This window comes from Acetobacter fabarum (assembly GCF_022483405.1).
In the GTDB taxonomy this organism is placed as follows: Bacteria; Pseudomonadota; Alphaproteobacteria; order Acetobacterales; family Acetobacteraceae; genus Acetobacter; species Acetobacter fabarum.
Genome location: NZ_JAKVNI010000001.1, coordinates 1,302,525 through 1,324,855 on the forward strand (window position 1 = coordinate 1,302,525; position 22,331 = coordinate 1,324,855).

Consider the following 22,331-nt stretch of genomic DNA (forward strand, 5'->3'; position numbering starts at 1 on the left):
GACCGAAGATGAGTGACCTGTATGGGCTTACGGACGAGCAGATGGATCGTCCGCGGCTCTTTTCCCGAAGAGCCATGGCAACCCTCGCATTGATGACCATCGTGTGTTGAGCGGGATCATTTTCGCGAACCGAAAGGGTCTGCGCTGGCGTGATGTCCTCCCCCGGGAATACGGTCCACACAAGACGCTCTACAACCGCTGGAGTGTTACGGGGTATTCATCCGCATGATGCAGAAGAGCCCGTATGCTGCTGTCCTACACTGCAGAACGCCTGACCTTTCTTCAGAAAACCGGTCTCACCGATGATAGGGGCGCTACCTGCAGTGCCCAGATGCTCGACCACATGCTCCCTGACGACATCACACAAGGCATCGGCATTCCACTGCTCGCAACCCCAGAAGCGCCTATTGCCGCTATGGAGCGGGATATCCTGCGGCTTCCGCACGCATCCATCCCGCCTTGCGTGGTTCATTGCCGATTAGAACGTCAAGGAAGGCGCACGCAGAAGCCGCAACATGCTTCTGCGTAAACAACGGTGCGATCTGCCCCCTGTTCATGGAGAGGATGAACACCCCAGTATAAAAATAAGCAACATAAAACTATCGTTCCGCGTGAGGTGAAGATAAATATAAAATATTCAAAATAAATAATTATATTATTTAGGCTCAGGACTCATTCTTTAAGATAGAAGATGAAGCTTGCTGCGATTTGGATTGCGGACATGAATGTATGAGCACAGCGGTCGTATCGTGTTGCCACCCGTCGCCAGTCTTTCAGCTTTGCGAACATGTTTTCGATCAGATGGCGCTTTTTATACAGATGCCAATTGTAAGGTGGCTTTGATTTCCGGTTCTTCTTCGGCGGAATACAGGCGGTGATATTGCGTTCTGCGAGAGACTGTCTGATTTTATTGCTGTCATATCCCCGATCGCCGATGACTTCCTCTGTCTCATCCGGCAGGTCCGACAGCAGCGCATCAGCGCCTTTGAAATCACTGACCTGTCCCGCAGTCAGATGAAGGCGAACAGGACGCCCTTGTCCATCACATATGGCATGAAGCTTTGAGTTCAGGCCGCCTTTTGTCCGTCCGATATGGCGGGAAAAAGCCCCTTTTTGAGCAGGGACGCCGATGTCCGGTGTGCCTTGAGATGTGTTGCATCGATCATCAGACGCTTCGAACGGCCTGCCTGTTCTGTCAGGGCGACAAAGATCCTGTCAAAAACACCGAGGCGGCTCCACCGGATAAAGCGGTTGTATAAAGTCTTGTGCGGACCATACGCTTTCGGAGCGTCTTTCCACTGAAGGCCGTTACGGATCACATAAACGATCCCGCTCAGAACACGCCGGTCATCCACGCGTGGCACTCCGTGCGCCAGAGGAAAAAACGGCTCAATCCGCTCTATCTGGCGCTCAGATAGCATAAACACATCACTCATAGGCCCACCTTCCATCGGTAAGCCTGTGAATCACAACCGTTCGTCCAGTTCAATAAATTAATAGGTCCTGAGCCTAAAATCCACGTTGGAAAGATGGAATCACAGGGGGCACATTAAAGCCAGAAGGGTTTTAGGGCACTCCACTTCCACCCGGATCTGGCGGTGATGAACTTAATCCGCTAATAAACGAAACGGCCCAGTCGATGGGGATAGATCACTATTCCCGAGAAAATGAAGTATGTTCATAAAATTAAGACGGAAACCGCTCAATCTTGGAGGGGTTATGGGAAATATCATGATTAATAATAAACAGGTAACAGAGAAAAGTCCTTTTTCAATTTTTCATCAAGAGTGGTGGCTTAATGCTGCTACAGATGGGCATTACGATCTGATTGAAGTTAAAAAAGATGGTCTTGTTATTGGTGATCTAGCCATTTTTATGCAAACGCATTTGGGTATGAAAATAATAACACGTCCTCCTTATACACGAACCCTTGGGCCACGCTTATTTTTGCCTCCATCCAAGCCATTTCGCCGCGCGCAGAATATTCGCAATACCATTGCCGAATTAGTAAAAAAAATACCACCTTACGATAGCTTGCATATAAGTCTTGATCCGGAAGATGAAACTGCATTTGCTTTTTCTTTATGCAAGTTCACAATTGGTCAGGCTTTCACATTTCGTGTTCCATTGGATATCCCTCTTAAAGACGTATGGGATAATTGCGATCAAAAAACACGCAATCTGATTAGAACAGCAGATAAAAAACTCTCCGTCGTCTGTAATACTAATTTGGACGATTTTATTCGTATCTCTCTCATTGACCAGCCTCGCGCCCAAAATAGTCACGATTTTGCGCGTATGAAAAAAATTTTTGACGCATGTTGCCAGAGAGAACAAGCCTGTGTCATGAGCGCGTGGGATGAGCATAATCAGTTGATTGCGGCTGTCGTATTAATCTGGGACCAGAACAACCTGTACTTCTGGCAATCAGCCAGAGATCGTGGAGCCACTATTGCCGGCTCTAACATGCTCCTGATCTGGCAAAGTATAGAATACGCCCATAACAAAGGTCTTACATTTGATTTTGACAGTTTTGCCTCAGCAAAATCTGCAAAAATGATTGCCAGCTTTGGACTGCCTCCCATTGTTCGCCCGCAAGTTTTAGGCGCGTCCATACTTCGGCAATGGGAAAGATCTGCGAATGGCACGCTGAAAATTTTTAAAAATAAGATTTTAGGCCGTGCTGTCAGTTAGCGCGTGATGTGTACAATAGCTTGTACCAGATGACACTATGTGTTTTCCAAAGTTTTCTTGATGATTAGCTCATTGAGCAGCTCAGCCACCATATGATTCGTTGAGCAAAAAACACAAGCCGGAAGAATCAACGGAGATGATGACTGTCGATGCCATGGATAGAAATCGGATCACGGACGAACAGCTGTAGCGTCCTGCGCCCATCTCTTATTTTGTAGGGGCTTTGCCGTTAATACCCCCACTTGCTAACGCCGCGACTAAGGCTGTGGCTTCTTCATCGCTTAAGGTGCCGGGATTATCTTGCGGCATAGAATAGCGGATTTTTTGGAACAACACGGCAGGCCGTGACAACCATTTTTGCGCAAACGCTGAGCCCGCAAGGAGTGGGGCCTCGTCCAAGCTACGAGAGGGGGTGTTGTGGCATGCGCCACAACGCTGCTTGTAGAGCGCAACCCCATACGCCACCTGTTGTGAGGTGGCAGTAATGCCCGCCGGCTGCGGCACAGCAAGCCCTTGCACGGGAAACGCCACCAAGAGGCCACACGCAGTCATTCGCGTAACACGCAGTATGCTTTGTCGCATGCTGGGCACTCTTTTACTGGTCGACCCGCTTGCGGGTGCCGGCTTCCTGCTTGGGGGTAACTTGGTGCTTATCTGGAAAAACAGGATCACTGAAATGCTCAGCGTCATATTCTGCCTGCTTGAGCAAGTCTGCTGTGGGCGGCAGAGTTGGCGCGGCTTCTGGCATTGCTCCAAAACGGAAGGCTGAGGTGAGATCTCCAAACGTATCACGCCGCCACTGGGTAATATTAGGTTCGCGCACGCCTGTTATACGCTCAAGAAATTGGAGTGTTGAGGTGTGGTCAAAGGTTTCGCTGCATACCCAGCCGCCTACTGTCCATGGAGAAATAATGATGCAAGGTACGCGAAAGCCTGCCCCAATAGGCCATTTATCAACATATTCTCCGGATGTACCGTCGGGGGCAAACGGCGGGGGTACGTGATCAAACAGGCCGTCATTTTCATCATAATTGAGAATAAAAGCCGTTTTTGCCCATACGTCTGGGTTGGCAGCGAGTGCGTTGAGTTTTTGCGCGATAAATTCAGCCCCGGCAGCGGGCATGTAGTCAGGGTGTTCGCATGCCCAGTCGGGGGGGCAGAGCCAAGAAACCGTTGGCAGGCGATCATGCAAAGCATCATGTTCGAACTCACCTTCAGACGGTTCTGGCACACCTTTACGGTACAGGGCAGAGTTATGGGGCGCATCCATAAACTGCCGGAAATGTTGCAACTGATTAAAGGGGCGACCATGTTTGCCGCACTGGTAGACGCGCCAGCTTACCCCGGCTTCTTCCAGCCGTTCTGGGTAGGTTTTCCAGGCAAAGCCTTCTTGTGGTCGAATGTTGCTAGTACTGGGGCCGCCACTGGTGCCGTCTGGATCTATCATGCCGGTCATGTAGTACAAGCGGTTTGGTCCCGTTGGGCCAAGAACCGAGCAGTGGTAGCCATCACAAATTGTAAAAGCATCGGCCAGGGCATAATGGAATGGAATATCTTCACGCTTGAAATAGCCCATAACGTAAGGAGCATTTTCTTTATCGACCAAACGGTGGGCTAAGAGCCACTGATCCATTCTGCCACCATTCCATGCAATATGCTGCACGTTCCATGCGTGGCTGGTTGAAGGCAGTTTTTGCGCGTTAGTTGTTTTAGTATCAAGGTGGAAAGGCAGCAGGTAGCCTGAATGGTAATTTTCCGGGTCTGGTTGGTAAAAAACACTTTTGCCGTTTTTAAGGGTTAGAGCGTTTGGATCGTTAAACCCGCGCACACCAGCCAAAGTACCAAAATAATGGTCAAAAGAACGGTTTTCCTGCATGAGCAGGACAACATGTTTAATGTCTTTGAGCGACCCTGCCCGCTTAGGCGTTTGGGCCATAAGTTTGCGCACATGAGGCGGCATAAGAGTTGCAGCAGAGCTAAGCGCTGCTAGACGGGCGGCACCTGTTATAAGGCGGCGGCGCGTTGACGGGCGTGAGCGAAACATAGATTAGCGCTTCCTGCTTTTATCTATACATATACGCCGTTCAATCACGCTTAAAGATGCTACAGCTTATGACCGGCAACAAGAATGAAACGAAAAACAACCAGATTTTTAAAGAGAAAAATATAAAACTATGGGACTGAAGTCATGTATTTAGGGTATGCATTGCGCTCTCTGTTGAGACTTTGCAACCAGTCAGCAAGCATGCAACATAAGTGTCATAAAAGGTGTTGCGGACAGAAACTGAGTTTTGTGTAGACGCAACAGCACGCGCGCCCTTTCGGCATGTCGTTAGTTAAGCAGGATGATGATTGAAACGAATTGCACGGCTGAGTGAAAGGTTGATTTCAGCCCCCAAGAAAGAGTGAAGTCTGTTTCTCGTTGTGTTTTGGCGGGATTCCAAGCGTTCACAGCGCGCCAGAGAGATTGCGTCAAAAGTGATTTCATATTCTGTCATAAAACGTTCACAAACAAAGAATGATAAAATGCTACACGTCCTACGCATTCAGGGTGGGGCGTCTTTATGCTTGGCGATCAACATTACAGCTACTGGTTCGCGAAACATATTCTGCCGAATGAGCACGTGGTGAGAACATGGCTTGGTCGCTTTCCTCAGATCGAGGTAGATGACATCATTCAGGAAGCTTACGTCATCATGGCGGAAGCTGAGCTTGATAATATTTCCAATCCTATTGCCTATTTTTATACGGTTTGCCGGAACCTTATTTTGAAACATTATAAAAAGGCTCGTATTGTAGAAATAGTAGCTCTGGCTGATGTACAGAACGATCTGTTGGCAGATCATATGCCGTCACTTGAAGCAGTGGCAGATGCTAGAGCAGAGTTGAGGTTTCTGAATTCAGTAATCCAACGTCTGCCTGAGCGCTGTCGTAACGTGTTTATTGATCGCAAGATTAACGGGTTCACACAAAAAGATTGTGCAAAAAATCGTGGAATTTCAGAAAACAGTGTTGAAAAACAACTGGCGCGCGCATTGCTTTCCATTTCAAAATTCTATGCCCAGCGTGACAAAAGCCAGGCAATACCCATAAGAGGAGGTGTGGGTAATGACAAAAAAAGCCACTCCTGACCAGATTGCAGCAGAATGGATCGCACGTCTTGATAGGCGACAGTTGACAGCAGAAGAAGACCGTCTGTTGCAGAACTGGATTCGTGAGGATGTACGGCATAAAGGTGCGTTTCTGCGATGTCAGGCTATATGGCACGCGACAAACAGAGCGCAGGCATTACGGTCTCCTACCGCCGGCTGGAGCCAGAGACGGCAACTTCCATCCAGACGGATGGTTGTTTCAACAGCGGCAGCTGCATTTTTTTGTGCCATTTTTGTGCCGTCAGAAACAACAGAAGCAAAAATTTTCTATGAAACTCATAGGAATATTCTGTATACTCCAGAAAAATGGCGTAGAAAACTGATACTAGACTGTCATACCAAAGTTGAAGACAGCTCTTGTGACACCCGTGTAATTTCTGGTCTTTGTTACGTTACCGCGTGCGACGAGCTGGTGAAAACAGCCAATCTGAGATTTATAGTGAACGGCAGTCTGCTGGTTTCTCAAGGTCAGAATCACGAAAGCGGTGTTGTGATTAACGGCAGTGCACATGTGTGGGGGCGCAGCATATCCGATCCTAAATGTCTTACCACAGGCACTCGTATTACGGTGACATCACGCGGAACATTACGGTTCAGTCATTTGGATAAGGATGAACTTGTCCGTCTGCTCGCATGGACAACAGGTCAAATAGCACTCGAAACAGAAACTATTTCCGAAGCGGCAGATATTTTCAATCGCTACAATCAGAAACAGATCATTTCTTCTTTTCGATTGGGCGATCAGAGGCTCTCGGGCTTATTCGATCTTAATCGACCTGATATATTTGTCCAGGCAGCCCGAAGCATTGCGGGTGCACGGGTAAGAGAGGACGCACATCACTTTTATCTGGAATAGCTTCTTGGGCTCAGGGCCCATGGATATGGGAGGCAGGCGGGAAACCGGTAAAATACAACAAGTGGGAATACAAACGCCGCAACCGTATCGCGATCATGTTCGGCAGGCTCAAGGGCAGGAGACGGGGCGCAACATGCTATGACAGATACCCAATCGCCTTCTTCTCGGCCATCTGCCTCGCTGCAATTGTCATGCTCTGGCTATAAGTCCTGAGCTGAGCATCGGGATGCGTGTCTTATTACTGTCACAAAAAAAAACGACGGAAATGGGAATGCCGACGACTCATTGAAGGCAGATGCTTCTGTTACACAAGGATGCAGTCATGTCTTTTTTGGGGTGCCGAAATGAGCCGTCTCGCACCCTCATAAGTGCAGCATTTTTGATACAGGATATTTTTTGCCACAAAGTGCTCGGCTATATGCATCATTGCCAGCAGCCTGATCTTTTTCATAAGACGAACGCGAGGGTATGACGGTGACAACACGTAGAGATTTTTTAAAATACGCCCTCTTGTCTGGAGCAGCTGCCGGGTCTGCTTCAGTGTTGCCTTCTTCCATTCAGCGGGCTTTTGCCATTGCGCCGGATATTGGTTCAACATGGAAAGATGCCGAGCACATCGTTATTCTTATGCAGGAAAACCGCTCTTTCGATCATGTCTTCGGTACTCTGCAAGGTGTTCGGGGATTTAACGACCCCCGTGCAATGCGCCAACCAGACGGAGTTTCAGTTTTTGCCCAAACCGGCAAATCGGGCAAAACTTACCTACCATGGCGTTTGAACATCAAGGATACACGTGTAACATGGATGGGCTCAATTCCTCATTCCCGTGACAGTCAGGTTGACGCATGGAATAATGGCGGACATGATCAGTGGATTGATGCCAAAAAATCGCATCACAAGGGATATGGCAAATATCCTTTGACGATGGGATATTATACCCGCGAAGATCTACCCTTTTACTACGCTTTGGCTGATGCGTTTACTGTTTGTGACCAGAATTATTGTGGTGCAATGACAGGCACATCCCCTAATCGTCTGTTGTTCATGACCGGAACGGTAAGAAATCAACAGGATGTCTCGTCAAAGGTGTATATGCGCAATGACGAAATTCTTGAAGGGGGGATGACATGGACGACCTTCCCCGAGCGGTTAGAAAAAGCGGGTATTTCCTGGAAATATTATCAAAATGAACTGACACAAACCGGCGGCATGAGTGAAGCAGAAGATGCATGGCTCAGTAATTTTAGCACAAATATTCTAGAATGTTTTGATCAATATTGCGTTTCGGCCAATCCGGGTTTTGGGGACTGGCTGGAGGCACGAATTAGCGAATGTCAGAATGATATCGAACAGTTGCATAAGCGAGAGATGCTTACGTCTGAGTCTCATAACGAACAGTTAGCTGAAGCACGCGCCCTGCTTGCGGTCCTTTTGCGTAGACGTTCTGTTTCTGACTTAACGAAAGAAAAACTGTCGGACTCAGAGCGTAATCTTTTTGAAAAAGCATTTGTTATTAATAGCGGAGACAATAACTATCGGAAACTTGAAGATTTATTTTTTAATGATGGGGTAAATAACTTGCATATGCAGGCCCCTAAAGGCGATGTTTTGTACCAGTTTCGTCAGGATGTAAAAGCAGGCAAATTGCCAACGGTGTCCTGGCTTTCAGCGCCGGAACACTTTTCCGACCATCCAAGTTCTCCGTGGTACGGCGCATGGTATGTGTCAGAAGTGATGGACATTCTGACGGAAAATCCGGAAGTATGGAAAAAAACCATTTTCATCATAACTTATGATGAAAATGACGGATATTTTGACCATTGCCCTTCATATACCGCGCCTGACCCCAAGCGCCCTGAAACAGGACGGTCATCAGCCAGTATTGGTCCGGACGGGCTCGAATATACGACAGCTCAGGATGAAATGGATATGGGAGTACCAAGTCGTCTGGCCCGTACTGGGCCGATTGGGCTTGGCTTTCGCGTGCCAATGATTGTTGCTTCACCGTGGAGCCGAGGTGGCTGGGTGAATTCACAGCTTTTCGAGCACACGTCAACCTTGCGTTTTCTGGAGTCATTCATTCAGGAAAAGTTCGGCAAAACTGTTAGAGAGACCAATATTTCGCCATGGCGACGGGCGATTAGTGGTAACCTCACGTCGTGTTTCCGTCCTTATGATGGCTCAATTCCGACTTTACCGTACCTGAACCGCGATACTCATTTACACATGATTGAAGGCGCGCGCGATCAACCCATGCCGGGTGGGTTTCGTCCCCTTACGGCGACCGAAGTCTCGGCGCTGCGCACTTTTCCCACAGACGTTCGCAACACGATCAAGCAGGAGGCTGGCACCCGCCCATCCTGTGCTTTGCCATATGAACCTTATTGTGACGGTAGTATCGAAAAAAACGGAGGCACAATTACTCTGCATCTACAGGCAGGCACCAAGATTCATGGAAACCATGCAGCTGGTTTACCTTTCAATGTGTATTATCACGATGTTCAAACTGCTTCGAGCATGCAAGCAGCCACCTATGCTGTCGCAGCGGGGGATACGTTAAATATTCCCTTCGACACGTCATCTTTTAAACGCCAAGTGTACGATGTCTCAGTCCATGCACCGAATGGTTTTTATCGGGGGTATAAAGGGCAGTTGCAAGGCCCACAGCTTCATATCCAATCTGCTTACCTCCTCGCCAAAAAGAAAGATTTTGTCCTGCGGTTGACCAATCGGGGAACGAAACCGGCGAACATTATGAGTGTGCTGAAAAGTCAGGAAGGGCAAAAAATGACCACCCTGCAGCCCGGGCAGAGCACTGAGCTTACATTTGATCTGACGAAATCTTCAATGTGGTATGATGTTGTTTTAACTAGCCCGGATGATTCTGATTTTCTGTGGCATTTTGCCGGTCGGGTTGAAACCAGGAAGCCGGGAGAAACGGATCCAGCAATGGGTAATGTTTATCCGGTTCCTGAGAGAAACAACGAGAGACTGGACATGTCACGGTAACCCCCCATGCTTATTCTGTTATAGTTATCTATCCAGAGCCATTGTGTTGGGGCCTCTTGCACGTTTTGAATGCTTTCAAACAGATACTGCTCGAGCAATTTTTGCCGTACATTTCTGCTATAGCGTTCGATATAGGCGTTCTGCTGCGGATTACTTGGTTGCGTATAGCACCCAGTAATCCCCTGCTTTTCGGCCTATTAAATCAACATATGACTGATATATTCAGAGCCATTATCTACTCGGATAGGCTCTGGTCTGCTACTTCATAACCAGTTTCAGGTAACGGACAACCCAACAGGCCGGTAAGGAAAAATCAACCTCAATCGTCGGTCCTCCACGGTTGAAGTCAGCCTGGATGCTCAGAAACCGAAAGGTACAAACATCCAAAAGCCTGTCGGGCATGAAGTCCATGGACCGGATCCTTTTGAGAAGGGCAGGGACTAACAGCCTTTTAGATTTTTCGCGTATCAGATGCTTACGGGGTTTAGTTCACAGTTTGAGTGCCAGTTCCCGATAACCCCGCTTATGATACTGGGCCTAGGCTCAGGACTCATTCTTTAAGATAGAAGATGAAGCTTGCTGCGATTTGGATTGCGGACATGAATGTATGAGCACAGCGGTCGTATCGTGTTGCCACCCGTCGCCAGTCTTTCAGCTTTGCGAACATGTTTTCGATCAGATGGCGCTTTTTATACAGACGCCAATTGTAAGGTGGCTTTGATTTCCGGTTCTTCTTCGGCGGAATACAGGCGGTGATATTGCGTTCTGCGAGAGACTGTCTGATTTTATTGCTGTCATATCCCCGATCGCCGATGACTTCCTCTGTCTCATCCGGCAGGTCCGACAGCAGCGCATCAGCGCCTTTGAAATCACTGACCTGTCCCGCAGTCAGATGAAGGCGAACAGGACGCCCTTGTCCATCACATATGGCATGAAGCTTTGAGTTCAGGCCGCCTTTTGTCCGTCCGATATGGCGGGAAAAAGCCCCTTTTTGAGCAGGGACGCCGATGTCCGGTGTGCCTTGAGATGTGTTGCATCGATCATCAGACGCTTCGAACGGCCTGCCTGTTCTGTCAGGGCGACAAAGATCCTGTCAAAAACACCGAGGCGGCTCCACCGGATAAAGCGGTTGTATAAAGTCTTGTGCGGACCATACGCTTTCGGAGCGTCTTTCCACTGAAGGCCGTTACGGATCACATAAACGATCCCGCTCAGAACACGCCGGTCATCCACGCGTGGCACTCCGTGCGCCAGAGGAAAAAACGGCTCAATCCGCTCTATCTGGCGCTCAGATAGCATAAACACATCACTCATAGGCCCACCTTCCATCGGTAAGCCTGTGAATCACAACCGTTCGTCCAGTTCAATAAATTAATAGGTCCTGAGCCTAGATCCGCACATTGCGCAGATACAAAATGCTGTGATTCTATTTCAGTCTTTCCAGAAAATCGGTAATCCTGTCGTTCTCCTTTGCCAGTCGTGGACGATAACGAAAGCAGGATCCGAGATCCCCAAAATCCGACCGGTCTGGACACTGTGACTTCATGATGCGTGGCAGCCTGTCCGACCAGTACCCGGTGCTGGGCTGACGGAGCGCCGCCATGATCTGTGCACCAGTAAAGCGATCACTTTTCATCAGAATCTCCTCATTCTTACGGTGAGAAAATTCCCCTCTAAAAACAGCTCTTTTTATGGAGGGATTACCATGGCGAGTGTCCAGTATCAGAAAAACTCAACGCAAAACACGATAATCGTCGGCCGCTCGTACATTCAGGAAATCAGGCTATTCATCGTAAAGCTTGCTGAACGCAGAGAAGCCTCGCTCACTTCCTCAGATGGTCCGTCCTTGGACGAACACATCAGACCGGTGCTCTACGCGCTTACTCATGACACAAAATACAACCATAGAGTTAATTATAAACCAGCTCAAAATAAATGCTGCGGCCATAACTTTCTTTTGCTTCAAGGCGGTTGAGGTTCTCACCATAATACATGCGTGTATGTGAGCCAGCTAGATTGTAAACCTCGTATTTTATACGCAGGCTGTCTGTAATGTCATGCCAGGCACCAATGTCCAAACTCGGCTGAGAGCCGTAACCATAGATTTGCGTCGGATCATCATTCAGCCCCTCAAGATATTTGGCAGAGTAAGAAAATGATGCTTTCACTGCGCCACGGACTTGTGGAATATGCCAGGTCACACTTCCATTAAAGACGTATTTCGGCTGCTCGACTAACTGGTGCAGCTTGTAGGACACACCAGACCCTTCATATGTCATGCGGCCCTGCATCCATGTTCCGCTAGCATTAATATCGAAAGACTGTCTCCATGGACCTTTAATGTTTCGGTTAACAAAAGAAACCTCAACCCCCATGAGTGTCGAATTGTTGGCGTTACGTGGCTGCTTAACGTAAGTGAGCTGATCATTGATAAGTTCTGTTGCCCTTGTCGTGTAAATATCATGTTTGATCATTTTGTTAAAATACGCGACACTTACAACGCCATTTCCATGATTGAAAAATTTATCAATTGACACGTCAAAATTCTGAGCCTGACGAGGCTTTAGATTAGGGTTGCCTTGCGTCAGCGAACAATTCACCTGCCCTTGTGTATCATCCGAATTGCCACAGCTAAATTGTGCAGCCTGCGCAAGATCAGTCGGTTGTGGACGACCGACAGACTGGCTGTAAACAGCATGAAGTATCAGATTTTCTGGGAATTCATGCACAAACGTCAAAGACGGCAGAGGATTGATATACCCGCTATTCTTTTTATTAATATTACCTGTTGGGTTAGTTCCGTCCGTTTCAGGAATAAATGCATTGAAGTTGACAGAATCCGCGCGCACCCCAGCAATAAGTTGTGAATGACGCCATTTATAATGAAGCGAGACATATCCATCAAAAAGCTGTTCCTGATACCGGAAGTAAGCCAGTTGGGTGTAATTTCTGGATTTTGTTACGTCCAGCGTTTGCTGATTCCATGGGAAATGTTGCACGTCTACAAACGGCCCATTAGGATTTTTCATGTCTGGAATAAACATGCTTGAAGCTGCATTGCCGCCAGGTTTATACCAGAGTTGGTCTGACGAATTGGTCGCATTAAGGCTGCGCCATTCAAACCCGCTCGCAAAACCAAACCCAAGGGAATTAGGCTTGAGATTGCGCGTATAGTCCAGGCGGACGTTCGTCATACCTTCATGATCTCGGTCAAATTCCTGTTGTATATACTGATATTTATAGCCACTATTCAGTAATTTATTCATGTCGCTAATATCTGTAAGCGTTGCGACATTGTCCTTATCTATATAGTAATCAGCAAAAATCGCGTTACTTCCTTTTTCACTTGGATAAGATCTGGCTGTGATATACGGCTCATGGTCATAGTAATCTTCCCATGTGTATCCGGCCCGCAATTTAAGAGTAGAAACATCGTCGTGCCATCCTAAATTACCCAGCACACCGTTTGTGTTCATTTTCCAGTTGTCTTTACGGGCAATGGTCCGTGCTCGGTAAATATACTCACGACCAGTCGTAGGAGTCTGGTTCCATATCCCTGTATCATCGAGAAGGTATTCATTATGCTCCATAAAGGAGTTTTCCCATCTCTGATATGCATAACCCATAACGGAAGCTTCGAAGCCGCTATCTTTGGGGTGCCATTCCAGGCGGGCAGCACCTCCTAATGTGTTCAGATCATTGGAATATGTTCCGCTATCCACATAGCGTGGCGCTGTCATACCATTCCAGCCAGGAGTGCTGGACGCATTCGGCTTAAGAATCTTCCCTGATGTATTATAAAAGTTGTAACTGTCTTCCTGCCAAGTCTTGCTCGTATTGCGCGTACGCATCTGGTAACGGAATGAGGTCATAAAACCAAATTCCTTGTCTTTACCAAATCTGTCGGAAAGAACGACTTTAGCCCCACGACCCAAATGGGGAGACATGCCGGGTATTCTGTTCGCGCCAGCAGACCCTTTTTCTGTTCCGTAAATGCCATAAATATCAATATACTTATACAACCCTTTGTGGTCGAAAGCACTACGCGGGTTCATATCAATAACCGCGCCGATAGCGCCACCATCCTGCTCGGCAGTAAAGGTTTTATAAATACTGTCTTCTCCCGTCATTTCAGCCGGTATATTCTGCAGATTAACACGGCGCCTGATGCTGCCCCCATCGCTGATACTTGCAAGCGTTATGCCATCAAGCGTTGTCTGGTTCAGGTCTGAGGACACACCACGCACACTGATGTATCGGGGTTCATCACCGTTACGAATGCCGGTCACACCAGGTAACTGTGTCAGTAGCTGTGCCAAGGAGGTTGCGCCACCAAGGTTGGAAAGGTCGTTATAGGTGACAGTGTCTACAACACCTGCAAAATTACGTTTAGTCCGAAGCTCGCGCCTATGCCCCTGTACAGTCAGGTTATCCTCGCCACTTGTTTCTAAACTATGCTTTTGTTTAGACGTTTTTGTACGTAGCGTAATGACGCCCGGATTTGATGCGTCAATTTTAAAAGCGGGGTTGCCAATAAGTTTATGGAGCGCCTTCAAGTTATCCATTTTGCCATATAGTGAAACCGAGCGCAGGTTATCGGCAACCTTACCATCAAATGCGATATGTAGCCCGGTCTGGCGGCTGAATGCCATTAAAGCAGATGTCAGCTTTTGTGCTGGAATTGCGAAAACACTCTGTGGATCCTGAGCAACGGCACTAACTGGAGCGAAGCATGCGACGGAGGACGACAGGGCGAGCAGGCGAGATCGGCTTAGGAAAGACATTCTTGCAACCTTGATTGAGACAGACCATCTACTCCAAAGAGTCCTGCATGCGCGTTTTTCCGCCGTCTTTTTTTGTGACGATTTTAAGACGCAGGTAGTGCCGGAATGTGCAGAAAACAAAACATCTGCTGAAAACCGTGATGGCTAATTTCCTCGGGGCTGTGAGGATATCCTTAGTTTTCAGGCAAGTAAGTTGCGCAAGAGCAACAGAAAGTCTTCATTGTCCCGGCATGGTTGCTTTCTATTTCCAGATCACGCGAAAGCAGGCAGACCGTTTTGAAGCTAGCCCCACGATCTGAAAGCTCAAGACCAAGGAAACGTATAAAGGACAGGCCATCGTTAATCAGGTATTCCGTCCGTTCATCATACAGGTCGCTCAAGTTCTGGATGACCAGGGTCATGAAGACCAGTGCCGGATGAAACGGAGGACGTTTGCCTTTCGAAAACATAGATGCAAAGCTGCAAAACTGAAGGCGTGTAGACAACAGATACGGCCGTTGCACTCATACTTTTATGTCCGCAATTCATATAGCCGTAACCTTCATCTTCTATCTCAAAGAATGAATTCCAGGCTTGGCATTTTCATTAAATTGTCACGGTCAAGCATGCTCGGGATGCAGTATGACATCCGCTTTCTTAAAACGTATTGAGGTTATTCTTATGGATCGTGGTGCTCTGATCCTTCTAACGATGCTGATTTGCGGTGACACGCTGATTCCACTTCAAGTCGGGCACGCAGCAACGATAATGTTGCCAGATGGCCGAGGATTTTTGCCGCCGCCGCCAGCCATCAAATCTCATGCGCAGGAAGCTGACATACAGGCTTTTGAAAGTACGCGGGCTTTAAAAAACAGTAATCGCTGGAAACTGGCGCACAATGACGCGGATCTTAATCCAGAACATATGATTAGTGACTTTTCATGTGCTGCAGGATTCAAGCTTTTGCCGAGCGAACTCCCCACTCTTGTTGCTGTTTTGAACGCATTGGAAAAGCCCCTTGAACAGCGGATAACGGAAGAAAAAGAGAATTGGCGGCGGCAACGGCCTTTCGTGGGTACAAGTCAGCCTGTTTGCACGCCAGATGCCGACAAACTGGCATCGAGTTTTTCCTATCCATCTGGGCATACTACATGGGGCTGGCTGGTCGCCTCTATCCTAAGTAGCGCTATGCCGGAACGTTCAAGTCAAATCATGCAACGTGGACGAATTTTTGGCGAAAGCCGTATTGTCTGCGGTGTGCATTGGAAAAGCGATGTACAGGCAGGCTACATGAATGGCAGCGCCATGTTTGCGGCCATACAGGAGCAGCCATGGTTTGCAGAAAAAATGGACTCAATTCGTAAAGAATTACAAAATGCGCGTGTTAAAGCGACACCCGCGGAGAGTGCGACTTGCGCTTTAGAGCACGAAGCATCCCAAGAAGCGTTTTAGAATAAATAGATTTATAAAACCGGAGGGATGGAAAATGGGGATCGGCAGAAATTCCCTTAAATATACGCTTCTTCCGGGTACTATTGGTTTTGCTAGTTGGGTGTCGGCAGGCTTTGTAGCATCGAACGTAGAAGATATCCTGGCTACGAAAATCGGATTGGTAGGTCTTGGTAGCTTGCGATTCTGGTTTTAGTGTCTGAACGAGGAGTAATATCAGAGATCAGGCGGCTCTACCGGATAAAGCGGTTGTATAACGTCTTGTGAAGACCATACGCTTTCGGACCAATTTTCCACTGAAGACCGTTACGGATGACATAAACGATCCCGCTCAGAACACACTGGTCATTCACACGAGGCACTCCGTGCACCAGAGGAAAAAACGGCTCAATCCGCTTCATCTGGCGCTCAGGCAGCGAAAACACTTCACTCATAGCCTTACCCCCATCGGTAAGTCTGTGAATCACTACCGTTCGCTCAGTTCAATACATTAATAAGCCCTGAGCCTAGGGGATGGTTTGATCAAGCAGAACTTCCACCCCGGGGACGATCCGCTGGATCAGGTCCCCTTCGGGCTGGGGGGTATTGGTCACGACATGAATACTGGCCGAGGCCGCTATGTCCTTTTTGGCAGCAAGCAGTGCAGTGCGGGCGTTTTCGCGCCAGTTTAGTGTGCGCCCGGTGCCGAGTGCGGCCAGCCCCGCACGGGCCAGATCGGCCAGTTGGGCCGAGGCTGCCAATGCCGGGGTCAACCCCGTGTTATGGGCTGCTGCGCGGGCAAAGGCGTTGTCGTTACCGGCCCAGCGGGTGAGTGTATTTTCCAGCTCATGGCGCAGTTCGGTATGGCCCGCAATAAAGGCTTTGGCTTCGGCATTAAAGGTTTCAGCCTCAAAACTGTCTGGGCTGGCAATATCCGCCGGGGTGCCGAGCTGTTGCAAGGTGGCGGTCTGTTTATGCCGGATTTGTAAAAACTCATGATTATGGGCGTAATTACGCACGGGTGAGACCGCCTGAAGCAGCACGGCAGCGGCCTCAGTCTCCCCCGGAGCAAGGCGCTCAAGCATGCGCTGGGTGTTGGCGTGCGCCTCCAGCCCCAGCAGGTCCAGTCGGTCTGCCATAATGGCCAGTCTGGGGTACAGGGTTGTGGCATCGCACTGCTCCGGCGCGGACCAGAACCGCTCGGCCAGTGCTGCTGCCCGTGGCCATATGCGCGCATCCAGCATGTCGGGGGAGACAACCTCGGTCCACAAGGCGGCTTCCGCACCCAGCACATGGGCTTTTTGTGAGTCATTCAGGGGTGGTGGAGGGGCGTCCTCCGCCTTTGCCGGGGTGGCGGTGGGTGTTGGCGGGTTGTCGGGCGGGTTGGGGCCGGTGGTCTGGGCTGCTGCCTGTGCTTCTGCCGCATCCTTGCGCATGTCCAGCGGGTCTGTGGTGTAGTAAGCGCTCGCGGGGAGCAGGCGGTCCAGATAATAGGGGCCGGAAATAACCGTGTCATGGCCAGCGGCTGTGGCCTGTGCGGTATGGGCGGGGCCGCGCCAGCTTTCTATAATGGTGTCAGGGGGAATATCGGCTTCCTGTACCTCATCCCAGCCCATAACGGTTTTGCCACGCAGGCGCAGGGCGTGGGCTACGTGGCGGGTGTAATCCGCCTGCAAGGCTGCAACCGAGGCTATGTGGCGCTGCTTCATATACGCGGCAATGTGGGGGGATTGCGCCCATTGTTTTGCCACCACCTCGTCCCCCCCGATGTGAAAAACGGGGTCGGGGAACAGGCCCGCCATTTCTGCGTACACGGCGTTTACAAAGCTGAGTGTAGCCGGGTTGGTGGGGTCCAGGGCTGCGCGGTTGATCTCTGCCCGGTCGGTGGTGTTGAGCGGGGCGTTGGCCGCATAGCGCGGGTATGCCAGCAGCATGGCGTAGCTGTGGCCGGGTGTATCAAACTCGGGCACCACACGGATACCCCTGTCCGCAGCCTCACGCACAAGCTGGCGAACCTGCTCCTGCGTGTAATACTGCCCATGGCTGCCAAGTGTGTGCAGGCGCGGGAAAACCCTGCTTTCCACCCTGAAGGCGGCACCATCGGACAGGTGGATGTGCAGCACGTTCAGCTTGACCATTTCCATGGCGTCCAGCTGGCGTAGCAGGTCGGGCAGGGGCATGAAGTGCCTGCTGGTATCCAGCATAAGCCCACGCCAGGCAAAGCGCGGGGTATCCTCAATATGGGCTTGTGCCAGCACGGGGCCATCGCGCTCCTGCCGTACAAGCTGGATCAGGCTGGTCAGGCCATGCAGCACTCCGGCCACCCCTTGTGCATTCAGGGTTATGCCGGTGGGGGCAACATCCAGCGTATAGCCCTCACGCATGGTGGGGCTGGGGAATGTGATGTCCTTGGGGGTGTTGATGTTCAGCACAAGCCCACCCGGTGGAGGTGGGGCCTGAGTGAACATAATGGGCCTGCCTGCCAGTATGCAAAGCCGGGTACGCAACCGCTCTACAGCCCGGAGCAACAGCGGGTTTGGTGGGCTGTTCCAATGCAGGGTCAGGCTTTGGGGCAGGGCAAAGGCTGCCCCTGATGCCTGTAGAACAGTCGGTGCTGGCATGATCAGCGGCAGGCGTACGCTATTGCGCACAAAAGCCAGTTGGGGCGTGCCGGGGGATGTGTCCAGCGCATTTTGCGCCATGGCCACACAGGGTGTGCCCCCAGCCAGGGCAAGGCCACATAGGAGCAGTGTTCTGGCCGGGATGGATTTGAAAAAGTGAGCAATCATGGCTGTGTGTTTTGCACCGAAAGTGAGGTTGCAAGCCTGTGCACCCATGCCGCATCTACCTCCCAGCCTGCCAGCTGGGCTGCACGCAGGGCGGCGCCACCCAGTGGGGGCAGGGCGGGAGGGGTTGCGGGCTGGCCCAGCAGTGTGCTCACACGCGCACGGACGACCGCGCTGGTCATCACACTCCCGCCATAGCTCCACGGCAGGCCTTTCAGGGGCTGTTCAGCCGGAGGGCTGGTGGGTGCAGCAGGGGGTGGCACAAGGCCGCGGCAGGCCGTATGCGCCAGATCGGCCAGATGCGCAGCCGCCGCATGCAGTATGGCCAGAGCATGGGGGGCATGCGTCTGGGCCAGTGCATGGACTATGGGGGCCACATCCCCAACGGCAGAGCGTGGGTGGGGGCGGGTGCGCAGCCACTCGCGCAAGGCGTCGGCGGCGTTGGGGCCGTGGTCGGGTAGTTCCAGCGCATGCAGCACGGCGCGTGCAAAGGGCGCAAAGGGTGTTGTGGGGTCGTCCAGAAAACGGGCGGCGTGGTTAAGGGCCTGGCAGCCAATCCAGTAGCCGCCTCCTTCATCCCCGAACAGCCAGCCCCAGCCGCCTGCGCGGGTGGTGTGCCCATCTTGCGTGCACGCCTGCGCTACGGAGCCTGTGCCTGCCAGCACAAAAACCCCCGCCCCTCCGGCAAAGGCAGCCCGGTGGGCGGTCTGCACATCGTTTTCCAGCTCCAGCGGGATGTCTGGCCCAAGGGCTGCGCGGGCAACGTCCACCTGCTGGTGGGAGGAAGAGCGCGCCCCGTCATACCCGGCCATGCCCAATACGGCCGCGCACAGGCCGTTATGGGGGAGTGCGCGCAGCAGGGTATGCAGGTGTTCGGCCCAGTCTGGCCGGTCATAGGGGTTGCAGCCGGGGCCGGTGGTGTGGGCCAGCAGGCCACCATCCCGCGTGATCAGGGCAACGCGGGTATGGGTGCCTCCGCCATCGAGTGCAAGAAGGGTCTGGGCCGGGGGCATTAATACAGCATCTGTTCGGGCGCGGGTGTGGTGTTATGGACGGCGGGGCCTACGCCACGTGCAGCCTGCACAGCCAGCAGGTCCAGTGCCCGGCGCAGGTGCCCGTCGCATAGGCGGAGCAGCATGCGCCCCTGTGCGGGTTCCAGCCCCTGACGCAGCAGTATAGCCAGTTTGATGGACCCATCCGCCTTGAGCAGGGCGGCCTGTGCCTGTGTGTCCGAGCAGTCGGTTAACTGGGTAATCATCCGTAGTGCGCGGTGCACCAGCTTGGTGTTGACAATGCGCATGTCCACCATATGCCCCCGCCACGTATGGCCAAGGCGGATCATGAGTGTGGTGGAAAGCAGGTTGAGGCAGATTTTCTGCGCAGTGCCTGCCTTCATGCGGGTGGAGCCTGCAACGACTTCCGGCCCGGTTTCGGTCAGGATGCCTATGTCGGTTTCGGCCAGCAGGCGGGCTGCGGGGGTGCAGGACAGGCCAATGGTCAGGCTGCCGCAAAAGCGGGCGCTGGCAAGGGCTGCGCAGGTGTAGGGGGTGTTCCCGCTTGCGGCAATGCCGATCACCACATCATCAGCCGTGGGGGTGTGGCTGGTTATGGCGCGCTGGGCTTCGTCCTCATCATCTTCAGCGCCCTCCACGGGGCTGAACAGGGCGGCCTCCCCGCCTGCCAGCAGCAGCACCAGCCGCTCCGATGGCCAGCCATAGGTTGGGATCAGTTCCACACCATCCTGCAAGCCAATCCGCCCCGATGTGCCTGCCCCTACGTAAAACAGCCGCCCGCCCCGCTCCAGCCGTGGCACCGCCTGCGTAATGGCAGCCTCCATGTCCGCCAGAGCGGAGCGTACTGCCGCCGTGGCCGTGAGCTGGCTTTCCAGCAGGCTTTCCAGCACGGTGGCGGTGGGCCATGTGTCCAGTCCGTCATAACGCGGGTCCTGCATTTCCGTGCGGGGGGGCTGGTTTGGTGTGTGTTGAGTCGTCATGATTTTGGCCTCCGGTTGCGGGCGGGCAGGGGGTACCGACTAAGGTGCATGATATGGAGCAGGCCGGCTAGCCCGAATAGGAGAATCACGCCCAGTACGATCAGCCACGCAAAGGCAAGGGGGTGCCCGTTGGGGCGTAGGGCCAGCATGGCCCAGACCATGCACGGCACGCTTAGTGCAAAGGCAGGTGCCAGTGTGCGTGCCTGCACACGGGGCATGGCCATGCCCGCAACAAATGTGCCCAGCATGGGGCCATACCCGCACGCGGCAATGGACAGGCCAAGCAGAATGGCGGACTGGCTGGCATGGGCAAACAGTCCCGCACATGCCACCAGCGCGCAGGCCCACACCACGCTAACCAGCCGGGCAAAGCCCAGCGCGGAGCAGCGCAGCCTGCGTGCGGCACGCGCGCACAGGGGGGCAAAATCTCCCACACTGGCGGCGGTCATGGCCGACAGCGTAGCCGAGAGCGAGCCCATGGTGGCGGCCAGAATACCCGCCAGCATAAGCCCGCGCAGGCCCGGTGGCAGGTCGTGCACAATATATGCGGGAAAAATGGCATCCGGGCTGGCATAGCCTGCCTGCGCAAGCGTGAGCCCGCCATTGCGTGCCCAGAGCAGCACGCCCGTCAGGCTGAGCAGGGCAAACAGCATGCCCACCCCCAGCGCGCTGCCCATAAGGGCCAGCCGCGCATCCCGCAGGCTACGTGCGGCCAGCACACGCTGGACCATCAACTGGTCGGTACCGTGGGATGCAACCGAGAGCAAAGCCCCCCCGGCAAGGGCGGCAAGGGGTGTAAACGGGCTGTTCAGCAACGGGGCGTCATGGGCAAACAGGTGCAGCCGTCCCGCCTGTTGCAGGTTGTGCCATGTGCCCGCGGGAGCGCCATGCCAGAGCAGCAGCGCGCAAGCAGTCGCCCCGAACAGGTACAGACCGAACTGGATACTGTCTGACCAGACCACTGCGCGCAGGCCGCCACAAACAGTGTAGAACAGGGTCAGCAGCATAATGCCCCCCAGCAGCACGGGCTGGGGCAGGTGTATGTGCAGGGCTGCCAGCATGGTGGCCAAAGGGAGCATGCCCGCAAACAGGCGCACGGCCTCTGCCAGCAGGCGGGTGGTCAGGAATGTGGCGGAGGCCAGCCGCTGCATGGTGGGGCCAAAGCGCCGGCCCAGCCAGTCATAGGCGCTGAGCATATGCCCCTGCTGGTAAAGGGGCAGGAACCACCACGCAACAATGGCCCGGCCCCCAAGGTAGCCAAGGGCCAGCCCCACAAAAACCATGCCCGACCCATAGGCAATGCCCGGCACGCTGATGACGGTCAGGGTAGAGGTTTCCGTTGCAACAAGGGACAGGCACAGCGCCCACCATGGCAGGTCCCTGTGCCCTTCCAGATACGCGGTGGGGGAGGACTGGCGACCCGCCAGCATAAGGGCCACAACCGGCATGGCTGCCAGATAGGCCAGCATGACCAGCAGATCGGTAAGGCTCATGGTGTGGTCCTGTTCATGCCGTGGGGCAGGGCTGGGGGAACGCCATACCGGGCGGGCCAGCCCGTGTGCGGGGTAAGGCTGGTATGGTGCACACGAACTTTAGGAACAGCCCGCGCGGGCAGCAAGCCTCTATTCCCGTGCCCCGCGTGGCGGGCCT

General features: G+C 52.4%; 15 protein-coding genes and 5 pseudogenes. 7 read left to right on the forward strand and 13 right to left on the reverse strand.

The features are described 5' to 3' along the window. Positions 1-8: 8 nt before the first annotated feature. Positions 9-202 (forward strand): annotated as a pseudogene (locus tag LKE65_RS06200) (transposase); the annotation flags it as partial. Between the two features lie 30 nt (positions 203-232). Here the strand turns inward: LKE65_RS06200 and LKE65_RS06205 are convergent. Beyond that, positions 233-551, reverse strand: a pseudogene (locus LKE65_RS06205) (IS701 family transposase); the annotation flags it as partial. Positions 552-672: 121 nt separating this feature from the next. Next, a protein-coding gene (locus LKE65_RS06210; RefSeq protein WP_278740088.1) for an IS5 family transposase occupies positions 673-1,436 on the reverse strand; the annotation gives its coding sequence in 2 pieces (ribosomal slippage) (positions 673-1,094 and positions 1,094-1,436; 765 coding nt in all). Between the two features lie 283 nt (positions 1,437-1,719). On the opposite strand from LKE65_RS06210, the gene LKE65_RS06215 reads away from it, so the two are divergent. Next, complete coding sequence (locus LKE65_RS06215; protein ID WP_278740751.1) at positions 1,720-2,694, forward strand: GNAT family N-acetyltransferase; 975 nt, start codon at positions 1,720-1,722, stop codon at positions 2,692-2,694. Between the two features lie 207 nt (positions 2,695-2,901). On the opposite strand, the gene LKE65_RS13535 is transcribed toward LKE65_RS06215, so the two are convergent. Together LKE65_RS13535 and LKE65_RS06220 are read right to left on the reverse strand one after the other, a co-directional pair. Beyond that, entirely contained in the window at positions 2,902-3,384 is a 483-nt protein-coding gene (locus LKE65_RS13535; RefSeq protein ID WP_408744034.1) for a c-type cytochrome, read from the reverse strand. Next, positions 3,290-4,738, reverse strand: coding sequence for an alkaline phosphatase family protein (locus LKE65_RS06220; protein WP_165925228.1), 1,449 nt, complete (start codon positions 4,736-4,738; stop codon positions 3,290-3,292). The genes LKE65_RS13535 and LKE65_RS06220 overlap by 95 nt, the downstream gene beginning before the upstream one ends. Before the next feature lie 520 nt (positions 4,739-5,258). On the opposite strand from LKE65_RS06220, the gene LKE65_RS06225 reads away from it, so the two are divergent. From LKE65_RS06225 to LKE65_RS06240, 4 genes and pseudogenes are all read left to right on the forward strand, one after another. Next, entirely contained in the window at positions 5,259-5,825 is a 567-nt protein-coding gene (locus tag LKE65_RS06225; RefSeq protein ID WP_165925229.1) for an RNA polymerase sigma factor, read from the forward strand. Further along, on the forward strand, positions 5,803-6,702 hold the full coding sequence (locus LKE65_RS06230; protein WP_278740752.1) for a FecR family protein: 900 nt from the start codon (positions 5,803-5,805) through the stop codon (positions 6,700-6,702). Before LKE65_RS06225 ends, LKE65_RS06230 begins: the two co-directional genes overlap by 23 nt. A gap of 41 nt (positions 6,703-6,743) precedes the next feature. After that, positions 6,744-6,908, forward strand: a pseudogene (locus tag LKE65_RS06235) (IS5/IS1182 family transposase); the annotation flags it as partial. A 268-nt stretch (positions 6,909-7,176) separates the two neighbouring features. Continuing rightward, complete coding sequence (locus LKE65_RS06240; RefSeq protein ID WP_278741780.1) at positions 7,177-9,711, forward strand: phosphocholine-specific phospholipase C; 2,535 nt, start codon at positions 7,177-7,179, stop codon at positions 9,709-9,711. Here LKE65_RS06240 and LKE65_RS13540 read toward each other — a convergent pair. The 4 genes and pseudogenes from LKE65_RS13540 to LKE65_RS06255 all read right to left on the reverse strand — a co-directional run. Beyond that, a complete protein-coding gene (locus tag LKE65_RS13540; protein WP_408744085.1) occupies positions 9,663-9,890 on the reverse strand; it encodes an integrase core domain-containing protein in 228 nt (75 codons plus the stop codon). The genes LKE65_RS06240 and LKE65_RS13540 overlap by 49 nt on opposite strands. Positions 9,891-10,261: 371 nt before the next feature. After that, positions 10,262-11,025, reverse strand: a protein-coding gene (locus LKE65_RS06245; protein ID WP_278740753.1) for an IS5 family transposase whose coding sequence is annotated in 2 segments (ribosomal slippage) — positions 10,262-10,683 and positions 10,683-11,025 — 765 coding nt in all. Because the reading frame shifts where the segments join, the coding sequence is not laid out codon by codon here. A gap of 596 nt (positions 11,026-11,621) precedes the next feature. Next, a complete protein-coding gene (locus LKE65_RS06250) occupies positions 11,622-14,495 on the reverse strand; it encodes a TonB-dependent receptor domain-containing protein (protein WP_278740754.1) in 2,874 nt (957 codons plus the stop codon). A gap of 248 nt (positions 14,496-14,743) precedes the next feature. After that, positions 14,744-14,938: pseudogene (locus LKE65_RS06255) on the reverse strand (transposase); the annotation flags it as partial. A gap of 178 nt (positions 14,939-15,116) precedes the next feature. On the opposite strand from LKE65_RS06255, the gene LKE65_RS06260 reads away from it, so the two are divergent. After that, a complete protein-coding gene (locus tag LKE65_RS06260; protein ID WP_278740755.1) occupies positions 15,117-15,926 on the forward strand; it encodes an acid phosphatase in 810 nt (269 codons plus the stop codon). Positions 15,927-16,159: 233 nt separating this feature from the next. Here LKE65_RS06260 and LKE65_RS06265 read toward each other — a convergent pair. The 5 genes and pseudogenes from LKE65_RS06265 to LKE65_RS06285 all read right to left on the reverse strand — a co-directional run. Further along, positions 16,160-16,357 (reverse strand): annotated as a pseudogene (locus LKE65_RS06265) (transposase); the annotation flags it as partial. A gap of 72 nt (positions 16,358-16,429) precedes the next feature. Further along, on the reverse strand, positions 16,430-18,691 hold the full coding sequence (locus LKE65_RS06270; RefSeq protein ID WP_278740756.1) for a beta-N-acetylhexosaminidase: 2,262 nt from the start codon (positions 18,689-18,691) through the stop codon (positions 16,430-16,432). Beyond that, the gene (locus LKE65_RS06275) at positions 18,688-19,701 is read right to left on the reverse strand and encodes an N-acetylglucosamine kinase (protein WP_278740757.1); all 1,014 of its coding nucleotides are present in this window, start codon (positions 19,699-19,701) and stop codon (positions 18,688-18,690) included. Before LKE65_RS06275 ends, LKE65_RS06270 begins: the two co-directional genes overlap by 4 nt. Next, on the reverse strand, positions 19,701-20,681 hold the full coding sequence (locus LKE65_RS06280) for an N-acetylmuramic acid 6-phosphate etherase (RefSeq protein ID WP_278740758.1): 981 nt from the start codon (positions 20,679-20,681) through the stop codon (positions 19,701-19,703). Before LKE65_RS06280 ends, LKE65_RS06275 begins: the two co-directional genes overlap by 1 nt. Then, positions 20,678-22,174 carry a sodium:solute symporter gene (locus tag LKE65_RS06285; RefSeq protein WP_278740759.1) on the reverse strand — a complete coding sequence of 499 codons (1,497 nt, stop codon included), beginning with the start codon at positions 22,172-22,174 and terminating at the stop codon, positions 20,678-20,680. The genes LKE65_RS06280 and LKE65_RS06285 overlap by 4 nt, the downstream gene beginning before the upstream one ends. Between the last annotated feature and the right edge of the window lie 157 nt (positions 22,175-22,331).

What these genes read in the sequence shown, in the direction of transcription:
- LKE65_RS06215 (WP_278740751.1), top strand. Translation starts at nt 1,720, where the DNA reads ATGGGAAATATCATGATTAATAATAAACAGGTAACAGAGAAAAGTCCT.
- LKE65_RS13535 (WP_408744034.1), bottom strand. Translation starts at nt 3,384, where the DNA reads ATGACGCTGAGCATTTCAGTGATCCTGTTTTTCCAGATAAGCACCAAG.
- LKE65_RS06220 (WP_165925228.1), bottom strand. Translation starts at nt 4,738, where the DNA reads ATGTTTCGCTCACGCCCGTCAACGCGCCGCCGCCTTATAACAGGTGCC.
- LKE65_RS06225 (WP_165925229.1), top strand. Translation starts at nt 5,259, where the DNA reads ATGCTTGGCGATCAACATTACAGCTACTGGTTCGCGAAACATATTCTG.
- LKE65_RS06230 (WP_278740752.1), top strand. Translation starts at nt 5,803, where the DNA reads ATGACAAAAAAAGCCACTCCTGACCAGATTGCAGCAGAATGGATCGCA.
- LKE65_RS06250 (WP_278740754.1), bottom strand. Translation starts at nt 14,495, where the DNA reads ATGTCTTTCCTAAGCCGATCTCGCCTGCTCGCCCTGTCGTCCTCCGTC.
- LKE65_RS06260 (WP_278740755.1), top strand. Translation starts at nt 15,117, where the DNA reads ATGACATCCGCTTTCTTAAAACGTATTGAGGTTATTCTTATGGATCGT.
- LKE65_RS06270 (WP_278740756.1), bottom strand. Translation starts at nt 18,691, where the DNA reads ATGATTGCTCACTTTTTCAAATCCATCCCGGCCAGAACACTGCTCCTA.
- LKE65_RS06275 (WP_278740757.1), bottom strand. Translation starts at nt 19,701, where the DNA reads ATGCCCCCGGCCCAGACCCTTCTTGCACTCGATGGCGGAGGCACCCAT.
- LKE65_RS06280 (WP_278740758.1), bottom strand. Translation starts at nt 20,681, where the DNA reads ATGACGACTCAACACACACCAAACCAGCCCCCCCGCACGGAAATGCAG.
- LKE65_RS06285 (WP_278740759.1), bottom strand. Translation starts at nt 22,174, where the DNA reads ATGAGCCTTACCGATCTGCTGGTCATGCTGGCCTATCTGGCAGCCATG.